Source organism: Chryseobacterium gallinarum (assembly GCF_001021975.1).
Taxonomy (GTDB): domain Bacteria; phylum Bacteroidota; class Bacteroidia; order Flavobacteriales; family Weeksellaceae; genus Chryseobacterium; species Chryseobacterium gallinarum.
Genome location: NZ_CP009928.1, coordinates 998146 through 1011839 on the forward strand (window position 1 = coordinate 998146; position 13694 = coordinate 1011839).

The 13694-nt window shown below is 35.8% G+C and carries 10 protein-coding genes; 4 read left to right on the forward strand and 6 right to left on the reverse strand.

The features are described 5' to 3' along the window. Window positions 1–297 precede the first annotated feature (297 nt). Window positions 298–1902 carry a SusD/RagB family nutrient-binding outer membrane lipoprotein gene (locus OK18_RS04520; RefSeq protein ID WP_082129138.1) on the reverse strand — a complete coding sequence of 535 codons (1605 nt, stop codon included), beginning with the start codon at window positions 1900–1902 and terminating at the stop codon, window positions 298–300. A gap of 13 nt (window positions 1903–1915) precedes the next feature. After that, window positions 1916–4945, reverse strand: a complete 3030-nt coding sequence (locus OK18_RS04525) for a SusC/RagA family TonB-linked outer membrane protein (protein WP_053327245.1) — start codon at window positions 4943–4945, stop codon at window positions 1916–1918. Window positions 4946–5248: 303 nt separating this feature from the next. Here OK18_RS04525 and OK18_RS04530 point away from each other — a divergent pair, with 303 nt between their 5' ends. Beyond that, window positions 5249–5833, forward strand: coding sequence for a ribonuclease HII (locus tag OK18_RS04530; protein ID WP_050022190.1), 585 nt, complete (start codon window positions 5249–5251; stop codon window positions 5831–5833). A 101-nt stretch (window positions 5834–5934) separates the two neighbouring features. Here OK18_RS04530 and yidC read toward each other — a convergent pair whose 3' ends face one another. From yidC to OK18_RS04545, 3 genes are all read right to left on the reverse strand, one after another. Beyond that, a complete protein-coding gene (gene yidC / locus OK18_RS04535) occupies window positions 5935–7734 on the reverse strand; it encodes a membrane protein insertase YidC (protein ID WP_053327246.1) in 1800 nt (599 codons plus the stop codon). Window positions 7735–7912: 178 nt separating this feature from the next. Next, a complete protein-coding gene (locus tag OK18_RS04540; protein WP_050022192.1) occupies window positions 7913–9520 on the reverse strand; it encodes a CTP synthase in 1608 nt (535 codons plus the stop codon). Window positions 9521–9740: 220 nt separating this feature from the next. Continuing rightward, a complete protein-coding gene (locus OK18_RS04545; RefSeq protein WP_053327247.1) occupies window positions 9741–10310 on the reverse strand; it encodes a YceI family protein in 570 nt (189 codons plus the stop codon). A gap of 141 nt (window positions 10311–10451) precedes the next feature. On the opposite strand from OK18_RS04545, the gene radA reads away from it, so the two are divergent. Then, on the forward strand, window positions 10452–11801 hold the full coding sequence (radA, locus tag OK18_RS04550) for a DNA repair protein RadA (RefSeq protein WP_050022194.1): 1350 nt from the start codon (window positions 10452–10454) through the stop codon (window positions 11799–11801). An 84-nt stretch (window positions 11802–11885) separates the two neighbouring features. Beyond that, the gene (locus tag OK18_RS04555; RefSeq protein ID WP_053327248.1) at window positions 11886–12485 is read left to right on the forward strand and encodes an acyl carrier protein phosphodiesterase; all 600 of its coding nucleotides are present in this window, start codon (window positions 11886–11888) and stop codon (window positions 12483–12485) included. Window positions 12486–12492: 7 nt separating this feature from the next. Here the strand turns inward: OK18_RS04555 and OK18_RS04560 are convergent, their stop codons facing one another. Then, on the reverse strand, window positions 12493–13005 hold the full coding sequence (locus tag OK18_RS04560; RefSeq protein WP_228377695.1) for a DUF6702 family protein: 513 nt from the start codon (window positions 13003–13005) through the stop codon (window positions 12493–12495). Window positions 13006–13065: 60 nt separating this feature from the next. Here OK18_RS04560 and OK18_RS04565 point away from each other — a divergent pair, with 60 nt between their 5' ends. Beyond that, on the forward strand, window positions 13066–13644 hold the full coding sequence (locus tag OK18_RS04565) for a HupE/UreJ family protein (protein ID WP_050022196.1): 579 nt from the start codon (window positions 13066–13068) through the stop codon (window positions 13642–13644). The last annotated feature ends 50 nt before the right edge of the window (window positions 13645–13694 follow it).

Sequence of the window (13694 nt, forward strand, 5' to 3'; positions counted from 1 at the left end):
AAAAACAATAAATTAAGTTAAAAAAACAATTTTTAACAAAACCAAAATATTAAAACGTTACTTTTTTTTAAGAAACAATAACAATCGTTAACATCGACATTATCTATATTTCTTAAAAAAGAATACATACAACTAGCTAATAATCAACATAAAAAAACTTTTTTTACCCTTACTTAATAAATTAACCACAACAAAAAACAATGCTGCGCATATTATTTTCAATATTAAAAGAAGTAAAAGACACAAAAAAAACCGCCCGAAGGCGGTTAAATATATTAAAGCATAATAAACTCAATGTTAGTTTCTAGCCCAGAATGGAGTATACTGATTTTTTGAAAATACATCAGCATTACTTATTGCAGGAACGTTATTTGCATTGGCGATGTATTCTGAAAGAGGATACATTAATCTATTTGGTTTTGGATTGGTTGCAATGGTTGCAGAAAGTGTAACAGGGAAACCCGTTTTAGTGTAATCAAAGAATGATTGCTCCGGATTGACTCCCGTTAATGCAATCCATTTTTGAGTCATAATAGCTTCCATTTTGTTTGTATCAGTACCTGTCCATCCAAGACCAGGAACACTCTGTATAGCAGCAATATAAGCAGCAGAACCTGTTGCGCCAAAGAATTCATAAGAAGCAGTAATACCTGCAACAAAATTTCCTGCAGCATTTGAGAAAAGGCTTGGATATCTTAGTGCAGCTTCAGCCTGTAAAAACTTAGATTCCGCTTTAGTCATAATAGGACCAGGTTTGGATGATGCCATTTTTACATATTCTGGAATATTCACACTACCATTTGGAAGTGTAGGTGGAGTTTCCTTACCTATAGTAATTCCATAGCTGAATCGGGAAACAGCAGTTCCAGATGGCACTCCTGGCTGCCCTGGTAAATTCCCTTGTCTAATGCCTAATACCTTACCTCCAATAAGAGAGAACATTCTTGATCTTCTACCGTCAACAATTCCATTAAATTTTTGGTATACAGGACGTGTATCTCCCTCTATGTTACCATTCAAAATAATCTGAATATTTTCAGATGCTACATTTTCGGAAAAATTAGCTGCTCTGGTTCCTGAACTAAGATAAACATAATAATTTGTAAATGGGTTTTGTTGAGCATCGTTTGCAGCAGAATATCCAGGATTTTCAAGTACATCTTCATCAATAAATTGGGCACCACTTAAACTTGCTAATTTTTGATCTCTATAAGCTGCCATAGCACCTGTCACATTAGCCATTCTTAACAAATACCTAAGCTCCAATGTATTAGCAAATTTCACCCATTTTTCATTATCTCCATGAAATACAATATCACTTAATGGAGAATCACCTGTACCCGTTTTTAATGCTGCAATAGCTTCTTCTATACTTTCAATAGAAGCTTTATAGATATCTTCTCCTTTATCATATTTAGGAGTAAGGTTATCCTGTCCTTTAAATGCTTCAGAATATGGCATATCTCCGTATAAATCTGTTAATATTTGCACGTAGTTAGCTTTCATAATTTTAGCGATAGCCTTATGCTGAACGTATTTGTTAGTAGGATCGTTAAAAGTGATTACTTTATCCAAATTTGCTACTCCTCGGAATAAACCATCCCAAACATCACTGTAAAATGTATTGGATACATTAGGCTTATAATCATCAATAAATGGAGCTCCATACACCAATGAATTACCTGCTGTTGCATTCATTACAACACTGCTGAATTTATTTAAAGATCTTCCCTGCACAGAATAACAAGATGTAATTCCTACTGGAAGCATTTCTTCCGGTGTAACTTTATCTAATGCAATATTATTAGGATCATCGTTAATATCAAGATACTTATCACATGATACTGCTGTCAGCAACATGGAAAGAGATAAAAATACTGTAGTTACTTTTATAATTTTCATAATTTTTAATTTATTAGAAAGAAGCTTTTAAGTTAATACCAAAAGATCTTTGAGATGGATATTGCCCCGCGATAGCAATACCTGCACCATTACCACTTGTATAAGATGTTTCCGGATCTGCATAATTTCTGTTTTCTTTCGCATATACAAAGAATGGGTTTCTTGCAAAAAGTCCAATAGTAAGACTATTAACAAAAGTTGAAGACAATACCGATTTTGGCACATCATAAGACAATGCAATTTCTCTCACTTTGAAAGCTGTCGCATCCAAAATCATTGGTTCACCTAGTCTTTGTAAAGATTGTGAAGTAAAATAGTTAGCAGCACCAGCATAATCAGCGGTTCCGTTTACCGGAGTATTATTAGCAACATATTGTCCGTTTACAAGCTGAACTGAATTAGGAATTACATATCCCTGAGTCCTGTCAAAGCTTGCAGTCTCCTCTGTAAGACCAGCAAACGTAAGAGTACTCTTAGCTAATGAAGCAAACTTTCCTCCTTTACGGTAATCCATAGTTCCTGAAAGTGTAAAGTTTTTAAACCTGATTGAAGTATTGAAAGTCAGTGTATAGTCAGGAGTTACCCTACCCATATTACTCAAGGTATTATTTTGTAAAGGTACTCCATCAGCCCCAACAATTATTCTGCCTTGATCATCTCTCTGGAAAGTTGTGGCTTTAAGAACTGGGAAATCCGATCCTTTAATTGCAAAAACCCCAAGTCCAACCGTTGTATATGGTACTGCAAGAGCTACTTCATCTAACCCTTCAGGAAGTTCCAATACCTTAGATCTTGAACTTGCATAACCTGCTCTAAAGTTCCATGTGAAGTTCTGAGTTTTAAACGGAGTAACTCCTAAATCAATCTCCAACCCTTTCATTCTAGTTTTTCCTACATTATCTTTCAATCTATTAATACCTGTTGTATTTGAGATACTAGCATTTGTAATAAGGTTTTTTGTATCCGATTGATAGAATGATCCTTCTAAAGTAATACGATCATTTAAGAATCCTAGTTGGATATTCAAATCTGATGTATACATAAATTCAGGCTGAATCGCTCTATTCGTCTGGTTAATGTTAATACCATATCCAAGCAACCCAGGAAAAGGATATCCTGCAGGAGCAATTCCCACATTAGATGTATCATATGGATTGATCGCTGAAGTATTTCCTACTTTAGTGAAACTTGGTGCGATTTTTATATAATTAATAACATCATTTTTTAATCCGGCAAATGCTTTAGTAGGAATAAATGAAAGACCTACTGAATAGTAAGGATAAGATTTATTATGAATTTCTCCATTAAAATAAGTAGACAAAACAGAGCTTTGTTCAACTCTAAGGGTAGAGTTCAAGAATAAATAGTCTTTGTATGATAAATCTAAGTTCGCAAAACCTGCTACTGTTCTTTGTCTTGTTGTAGTATTGTCAAAACCTAAATTATCCAATACGTTAGCTCCATTTGTATTCCCCGGCTGGATTGGATTTTTAACATTTCGGATATCATACCATCCCTGAGCAATCAATCCTGTTCCTCCCATTGCTCTTGCCGTTCTGTAACTATCCTGGATATTATTACCAATATTGAATTTTAAATTAATATCATCTGTAAGATCATAATTAAAGTTCAACATTAAATCTCCATAATAGCTACGTGTGCTCACTGTACGATTGATATAATATGAATCGTAATTGGCATTCTGGGAATAATCCTGGATTGTACCATCATCTAGGACAGTTCCTGTATTTGCATATAATCTTGTGGCAATATAACCATCGTCATGATTATCTTGTCTTACATTGTTCAAAAACACATTTCCTGAATAGCTCAAGCTAATATTTTTATTGAACTCATACTGCAATGACAAAATTCCAGATAGGTAATCATTAATTGTATTTTGTCTTGTATGCTGTATCTGGTAATACGGATTTTTTGTAAAAGCAGAAAGGAATCCGTCGATACCTGAATTACTATATTTTCTAATATCATTCATGGCAGGCATTTGAATAATATCATTGTATAGTTCTGAACTTGTCTGATTAATGACTTTACTGATATAATTTACAGTCCCGTCAATTCTTAATTTATCTAATTTTTTCCCAGCCTTAAGCAAGAAGCTATTTTGTACTAATTTGTCTTGATCAACAACGAAATTATTTTCTACTCTGTTGATTGACAAGGTAGCATAAGAGTCCGAACCCCCTGAGGTTACTGTTAGACCGTTCTGGAAAATAACACCATTTTTAAAGAATTTCGAGAAATGATTTTTTACCGGTGAATATCTCTCATAGATAAATTGATTATTATCTTGTGGAAGACCAGAAGGAACCAATTGTCCTCCTATACGAGGGTCATTATAAGCCGGTCCCCATGAAGTATTTTCCCAAGGTACGTAATTAGTTCCACTATAATCTATGTCACCATCAGGGTACACTTGTTCTCCAGGCACTCCTTTTCCATATACTGTTTGGATTTTAGGAAACATAAAAGCCTGGGTCATTTCGATTGAAGAAGTAAGTGTGAATTGGATTTTTTCACTTTTCGTTCCTCTTTTAGTTGTAACAATAACAACTCCATTTACTCCTTGTTGACCATAAAGTGCGGCTCCTTGTAAACCTTTAATGACGTTTACATTTTCAATCATTTCAGGTGGAATTTGTGCTAAAATACTTGCACTAGAAATAACATTATCAATAACCACCAAAGCCTGGTTATTTCCAGAAATAGATTTATTCCCCCTGATAACAATTCTGCTCGAAGCACCTACACTATTATCTGTCTGTGAAATCTGTAATCCGGAAACCTTTCCTGTTAAAGCTTGTACTGCATTGGGAGATGAAGCTTGATTTAACTCTTTTGTACCAACTACCTGTTGAGCATTGGTGATAGCATCAGCTTTCTTTTTTAGACCTAGTGCACCTGTAACCACAATTTCTTCAATGTTCTTTGTCTTTACTGTATCATTTCCCTGTTGGGCTTTTACAATAAAAAAGGGTGAAGAAAGTGCTACCATAAGTACACTTGCTGTTAGTTTCTTCATGTTTAATTTTGATTATTTTTTATTGGGTACAAATATGTGAAAGTTTCCCAAAATCACCAAGATATTTGTTAAAATATTTAAATATGAAAATTTTAACCTAACAACAATTACATTAAATTAATAATAACTGGAAAAAATCATGAATTTATTGAATAAAAACACAATAGTTAAAACCAACAATCATACAAGCATTTTTTACTTTAGCCATGCATCATACATTATAATACAACAAAAAATCAAAATATAATAATTCTACTTTTTTTGAAATTTTATACTTTTGTAAGATACAGAAGAAATAATTTCATGGAATTAATAAAAAACTGGTCAAATCTTTACATTGAAGCAGGATGTGATGAAGTCGGAAGAGGCTGTTTAAGCGGACCTGTTGTCGCAGCGGCTGTTATTTTAGATGATGGCTTTCAACAAAACCTGGTTAATGATTCAAAGAAATTAACATTCAAAACCAGAATGGAACTGGACAGTTATATCAAAGACAATGTAAAGAATTATGCTATTGCAGAGCTTCCCCCGTCATTCATTGATGAACATAATATATTAAACGCCAGCATTCATGCCATGCACCGTGCTTTGGATCAATTAACAATAAAGCCTGAGCTTATACTGGTAGATGGCAATAAATTCCATCCTTACAACTATATCCCTCATCAATGCATTATTCAGGGAGATTCTAAGGTACTATCCATTGCTGCCGCCTCTATCCTTGCCAAAAACTACAGAGATACATTAATGATTAAACTTCATGAAGAACATCCTGAATATGGCTGGGATACCAATTTCGGATATGCAACCAAAAAGCATCAGGAAGCTCTTATAAAATATGGTCCTACAAGGTACCACAGACAGTCATTCAGACTAAAGTATGATTAAAATTCTAATTTAAATTAATAAAAACAGTATATAAAAATTTATATCAATAAAAAAAGAGAAGCAATTTATTCTATTGCTTCTCTTTTAGGTATATCAAGAAATTACTTCTTTCTGTTTCTCATTTGTTCCTGAGCTTTTTGCTGCTCCTGTGCTTTTTCCATCATCTCTCTCATTCTCTTCTGGAACTTGCCTTCTGCTTTTGGCTTTTCTTTATTAGCCTGGATCTGTGCATGGATTTTCTTCTCATCCAGGATCCAATATTTAATAACAAGGATAATTAAAATATTAATCGCATTGGATACAAAATAATACCAGGAAAGACCAGATGCTGAAGTATTCAGGAAGAACAGGAATGTAATTGGGAAAATATACATCAAGACCTTCATATTTGGCATTCCTTCCTGTTGCGGTTGCTGCATATTCCCTGAAGTCATCACGGTATAAATTAAGATAACAACAGTACATGCCAATGCAAAAATACTCAAGTGGTCTCCTAAAAACGGAATTTTAAATGGTAACTTGATCAAGTCGTCATAAGCTGTCAAATCTTTGGCAAACCAGAATCCCTTTCCTCTTAAATCTATAAAGTTCGGGAAGAACCGGAACAACGCATAGAAAATAGGAATCTGGACCAATGCCGGTAAACAACCCGCCATCTGGTTAACTCCGGCTTTCCTGTAAACCTCCATCGTAGCCTGCTGTTTTTTCATCGGATCCGCATCTTTGAATTTGGCATTCACCTCATCAATCTCAGGACGGATCACTTTCATCATGGCACTTAGCTTATGCTGCTTGTACATGATTGGTGATAAGATCAGCTTTACAATAATGGTTAGTAAGAAAATAGCCCATCCGGCTGTTAATCCCCATGATGCAATAAAATTATACATAGGAATAAAGAACCAGCGGTTCATAGCTCCGATGAACGACCAACCCAGAGGAAGAATCTCATCAAAGTTTTTATCATAAGATTTCAGCAAAGGAAGATCCAATGGCATAAAATACCATGTAAAATCCTGATTCAGCTCACTTCCCGTCATCTGAACGAATCCTTCATAACTGAATTTTTTCAGGTATTCTCCTTCTTCAACGTTTTCCTGATTTCCTTTACTTTGAGTAAAACCATTTTTCGCCTCAATCACAGAAGAGAAAAACTGCTGTTTCACACCAATCCAGTTAAGCGTTTCTTTTTCCTCATCCATAGTAGTTCTTCCGTCATAATCATAATCTTTATAATTATTGAAGGCATATGAGAATTCTGAGTGAGACTGTTCCTGAGCCCTTCCTTTTTCTAAATTTCTTACATTATAATCCCAGATAAAATCGGCTTTGTTGTCTGCCGTAATATTAGCCAGCCCCTGAGTTCTTACTTTAAAATCCAAGGTATATTTCGGAAGTAAGGTGTAAATAAACTGGATAACCGCTCCGTTATAATCAGCCGTTAAGGTTACAGCATTTCCGTTTACTGACGGTGAAAAAACTAAATCTTTGGTATTAATAACCTTACCTGTTTTGTCTTTAAACTGGAAACCGTAATTAGAGTTATTTTTATTGATCAGATAAAGTGGCTGGTCCGCATTATCTGTTTTATGGTTATATGCTTTATACTTTAAAAGTTCTACTTTAGAAAGTTGTCCTCCCAAACTGGAAAATTCCAATTTCAATTCATTATTCCCTAAATTGGCTGTCTGAATAGCATTAGGAGTTACATTTGGATTGATATTGCTTGCCTGAGTTTGTTTTACGGCACTTTTTACCTGTTCAGTTTTCTGCTGCTGAGCTTTTAACTGCTCTTCTTTTGCCTGTTTGTTCTGGAAATAGAACATAAAACCAAAGAGAACCAGGCATAAAACCGCGAAACTAATCATTTGCTTCTTATCGATTCCGTTGTTTTGTTGCATTTTATTTTATATTAAAATTTTAAACTTAGGATGTACAATACATGTACATAATTTTGAGCTGACAAAAATACTGTTTTTTTATCAAAACTCTATGCTTTACTATATTACTATATAATAAACTCAAGCTGAGAATAATCAGCCTGAGTTTATGTTTAGACGCTTATGATAAAAATTTACCTTATTTCTTTTCGCAAGCCTTAATAAAAGCTCTGAATAAAGGATGCGGTGTTGCTACTGTACTTTTATATTCCGGGTGATACTGAACACCCACATAGAATGGATGGCCGGGAAGCTCAAGTGCTTCTACCAATCCTGTTTCAGGGTTTGTACCCGTAGCCAGAAAACCGTTCTTTTCAAATTCCTGCAGGTAGTCACTATTGAATTCATAACGGTGACGGTGTCTTTCAGAAATATTTTTGCTTCCATAAATTTCGGATAATCTGGATCCGTTTTTCAGCGCACATTTCCAGGCTCCAAGACGCATTGTTCCTCCTTTATCTATTACATTTTTCTGCTCTTCCATTAATGAAATAACAGGATCCGGAGTAGCCGTATCAAATTCCATGGAATTGGCTTTGGTATGTCCTAAAACATTTCTCGCAAACTCAATAGTCATGATCTGCATTCCCAAACAGATTCCCAGCATCGGGATCTTGTTTTCCCTTGCATATTTTGCCGTCAGGACCTTTCCTTCTATTCCTCGGTCTCCGAATCCCGGGGCAACAAGGATACCATTCACTCCTTTGAGCGTATCTTTAATATTCTCTTCCGTAATATCTCCGCTGTACACCCATCTTACCTTCACCTCGGTTTCAAGATCTGCCCCTGCATGTTTGAAAGCCTCAGCAATAGAAATATAGGAATCCTGAAGGGAAACATATTTTCCAACAAGAGCTATTTCAACAGTTTTCTTTGGATTCTGGAATTTTTTAAGGAAACTTTTCCAATCTTTCAGATCAGCATCTTTATCACTTTTCAGGTCCAGTTCCTTCAGTACTACATCATCGAAGTTTTGCTTCTGAAGATACATTGGCACTTCATAGATGGTTTCCATATCTTTACATTCAATAACGTTTTCCAAAGGAACGTTACAGAATTGAGCCAGTTTTGCTCTCTGATCTTTAGGAATTTTATGCTCTGTTCTGCAGACCAATACATCCGCCATAATTCCGCTCTCCATCAATTGGCGAACTGAATGTTGCGATGGTTTTGTTTTTAATTCCCCGCTTGAAGCCAGATAAGGCAACAAAGTCAGGTGAATAACCATAGAATTTTTCTCTCCCAGTTCCCATTTTAACTGGCGGACAGTTTCAATGTAGGGTAAAGATTCAATATCCCCTACCGTTCCTCCGATCTCGGTAATAATGATATCGTAGTTTTGTTTTGAAAGGATTTTAATTCTACGTTTGATTTCGTTGGTGATATGAGGAATTACCTGCACTGTTTTCCCTAAAAAATCTCCTTTTCTTTCTTTTTCAATAACAGTCTGGTAAATTTTTCCTGTAGTAACGTTGTTGTTTTGGGAAGTGGGAGCATCAAGGTAACGCTCGTAGTGACCTAAATCCAGATCCGTCTCCGCACCATCTTCAGTCACATAGCATTCTCCATGCTCATAAGGATTCAAAGTTCCCGGGTCAATATTGATATAAGGATCAAGTTTTTGGATCGTTACGTTAAAACCGCGTGATTTTAGCAATAGTCCCAGAGAAGCAGAAACGATTCCTTTTCCCAAAGATGAAGTTACACCTCCTGTCACAAAGATGTATTTTGTATTCTTTTTACTCATTAGATTAGGTTTGTGCAAAGTTAGGGGAAAAAGAAACACAAAGCAATTTTTTAAATTTCTAAAATAGTTAAATTCCCTTCAAACAACTATAAAACCTGATGAAAAAAGTTATAAATAAGCAGTGAGAATCTCCTTTGTTCAGATGACATTTTCCATTTAATCTCATTAAAAAAGGTTTTCCATATATCTGAAAAACCTTTTTTTATTATTGATCCGTTAATTATTGCTTTTGCAGCTCAAAATATAAATTGACATCCACATCCTTCCCTACACCTGCTCCCGTCGGATCATATTTTATTCCGTAGTCCAAACGGTTAATCGTGAACTTAGTCTGAAAGCCCATTACTTCTTTCCCCTTCTGATTTTTTGCAATTCCTCCGAATGTCACCGGGACACTTATTTCTTTGGCTACATCTTTAATTTTTAAAGTTCCTTTCAAAATGTAATTATTGTTTTTATCTTTTGAAATAGAAGCACTCTTGAATGACATATCAGAATATTGCGCAACATCAAAAAAATCAGCGCTTAAAAGATGCTTGTCCCTCATGTCCACTCCTGTGTTGATAGACCCTACCGCCACGCCAAATTCAAAGTCTGCGTTATCCAGATTCTTCTCCTGGGTAGTTACTTTTCCGTAAAACTTATCAAATCTTCCCTGCACAAAACTAATTCCCATGTGTTTAATATTGAAATTAACGGAAGAATGCATAGGATCAACTTCCCAGGTAGTTTGTGCAAAAGTCATACTGCTTAAAAATGCAAATATGAAAGATAAAAGTACTTTTTTCATTGTTATGATATTTTACATTATTATTTTAATTAAACAAAGCTAAGATATAAAAGAATTTCCTAGCATCTTCTATGTTAGCATTTTAATATTTAATCCATTAAAAACGTTCGGAAAAAAATTCATTTTTTATAACTTCGCAGTATGGCAAAACTGAAAACAGCATATTTCTGTCAAAACTGCGGAACCCAGTATCCCCAATGGATGGGGCAATGTAAAAATTGCGGACAATGGAATACTTTAGTTGAGGAGGTGGTGGAAAAACCTTCACACAGCGCACCTCCTTTCTCGAAGTCCAAGCAACATGTCATCAACATTATTGAGGTTGAAACCAGTGAAGAACCCAGAATAAAAACACCTTCCGAAGAACTTAACCGCGTTCTGGGCGGTGGTATTGTTTTAGGCTCTGTTACCCTGATTGGCGGTGAGCCCGGTATTGGGAAATCAACACTGCTGCTTCAGCTTGCCTTGAAAATGAAGAAAAAAATCTTCTATGTCTCCGGCGAGGAAAGTGCTTCTCAGATCAAAATGAGGGCAGATCGCTTAACGGATGTTAAAAATCCCAATTGCTTTCTCTTTACCGAAACTTCATTGGAAAAAATCCTTCATGAAGCCAAAAAGCTGGAGCCGGATTTTGTGATCATCGATTCTATACAAACCCTCCAATCCCAGCTTATTGAAAGCTCTCCCGGAACTGTTTCCCAAATCAGGGAATGCTCCAATGAGATTATCAAATACGCTAAAGAAAACAATGTCCCTGTTTTCCTGGTTGGCCACATTACAAAAGATGGCCAGATTGCCGGCCCCAAAGTACTGGAACATATGGTGGATGTGGTTTTGAATTTCGATGGAGACAGAAACCATCTTTTCAGATTGCTGAGAGCCAATAAAAACAGATTCGGCTCCACTTCTGAAATCGGAATTTATGAAATGATTTCCCAGGGGCTGAAGGAAATTAAAAACCCTTCGGAAATCCTTATCACCAAAAAATTTGAAGAACTTTCCGGAAATTCAGTAGCGGTCACCCTTGAAGGAAACAGGCCTATGCTTCTGGAAATTCAGGCGTTGGTAAGCACCGCCGTATACGGAACTCCACAAAGAAGCTCTACAGGATTTGACTCTAAAAGATTAAACATGCTTCTTGCCGTACTGGAAAAAAGGGCAGGTTTTCAACTGGGAGCCAAAGACGTTTTCCTTAATATTACAGGAGGAATCAAAACAGATGATCCGGCATTGGACCTCGCAGTAGTAGCTTCCATCCTTTCTTCCAATGAAGATATTGCCATTTCCGAGCATTACTGCTTCGCCGGTGAAATTGGATTAAGCGGGGAAATCCGCCCGGTTGCACAGATTGAACAAAGAATCACGGAAGCTGAAAAGCTCGGTTATGAAAAAATATTCGTTTCCAACCTCAACAAAATCCCGAAAAGGAAATTTGGAATCAGGATTGAAGAAGTCAGTAAAGTAGAAGATTTCCATGAGAGACTTTTTTAGTTTTTAAGTTTAAAAACTAAGAACGGAAAATGGAATCAGCACTTAATATGATTTTTTCATCTTTATAATTCATATCTTTATTCTATGAATTACCTGGCTCATTCTTTTCTTTCCTTTACCGACGGGCAAATCGTAGGACAATTCCTGGAAGATTTCATCCGGAATAAAGACCGGTTTTCTTTCCCGAAAGATATTCAGGATGGCATTACCCTTCATAGAGCAATAGATACCTTTACGGATTCACATCCCGCCATCCATGAAGCCAAAAAAGTTTTTTCTCCTTTGGTAAGGCTATACGCCGGTGCTTTCGTGGATGTTTCCATGGATTATTTTGTGGCCAATGACCTTTCCTTACTCTCTTTAGCAGGCTGGAAAGCTCATTCTTTACGAGTGTATAAAGTTCTGAATGAACATGAACAATGGCTTCCTGAAAATCTCAAAAGAATGCTGGTCAAAATGGAACATGACGACTGGCTTTATAACTACCGGGAAGACTGGGGAATAAAGTTCAGTATCCAGAATGTTCTGAACAAAGCCCAATATCTGGGGAAGGATATTCCTGTTTTTGAAGCGTTTTTAGAAAATAAAAATATCCTTCAGGAATATTATCATGATTTCTTCCCGGATCTGCAGTTGCATGTGTCAGGAATCAATTCGCTTCTCCAGCTGGAAAATGATGTCTAAAATATGCTCAGAACTGTTTATACAGGTAACGGTTAGGATATGCCAGCTTTTCACTTTTTCTGTCTCCGTTCACAATAATATGAATGATATTGATCTGATCATCAAACAGATTATACAGAAAACTCACTGCTGCTTCAACTTTTTTAGGAGTTCCGGCCGGCTCAGATTCCAGGAAGACAGTAACAGATTCATGGTCCTCTTCATAGCCGATAAAGTTTACTTTCAAAAATTTATTATCGGATTTTAATTTAAAATATTCCTGACAGTACTTCTGTAAAGCTTCATTAAGCCTGGCTTTATATTTTTCATCATTAAAGTGGAAAGAACCACCGTATTTTTTTCCTAATCCATTTTCCAGATCATCCATGAAAAACCTTCCGGTCACTTCAAATGTTTTTGATTTTGAATTGTAATTGATTTCAACAGCCCCTACATGATACGGATGTTTCGCCTCTGTAAAAGACAGCAAAGAAAACACCGGAATCAGAAACAGCCATAAATTCTTCATAAACCCTGACATAGAAATAAATTTGTCCGAAATTAATCATTATTTTCGTACGCATTATATTTTTACGTTATGATGCAGGATTTTCTTTTTTATTTAAACCTTGGATGGGAACATATTATTTCCCTGGATGCGCTGGATCATCAGCTGTTTGTTCTGGCACTTATTGCCGTTTATTCTTATAGTGACTGGAAAAAGATTCTGATTCTTGTAACGGCATTCACCATTGGCCATTCCATCACACTGGCTCTGAGTATTCTGGATATCTTCCGGGTTCCATCCGATTGGGTAGAGTTTTTAATTCCTTTAACGATTGTAGTTACTTCCCTGGATAATATTCTCATGAAAAATCAAAAACAAACATTAATGCGGGCTAATTATTATCTTGCTCTTATTTTTGGTCTTGTTCATGGGATGGGTTTTGCCAATACAGCAAGGGTGATGATTGCCAAAAGCCAGAGTATTGCTGTTCCCTTACTTGGGTTTAACATAGGACTGGAACTTGGACAGATTGTAATTGTTTTTGCCATTTTAATTCTTCTTTTTATTTTGCTTAATATTTTTAAGGTGAATAAAAAAGACTGGGTGTTGTTTGTTTCATCCGGTGTATTTGCTTTGTCTTTAAAAATGACATTAGAAAGAATTCCTTTTTAAACTTGAAATATTTTCATTATTTCAATCACATATTCCTATCTTTGGTAATT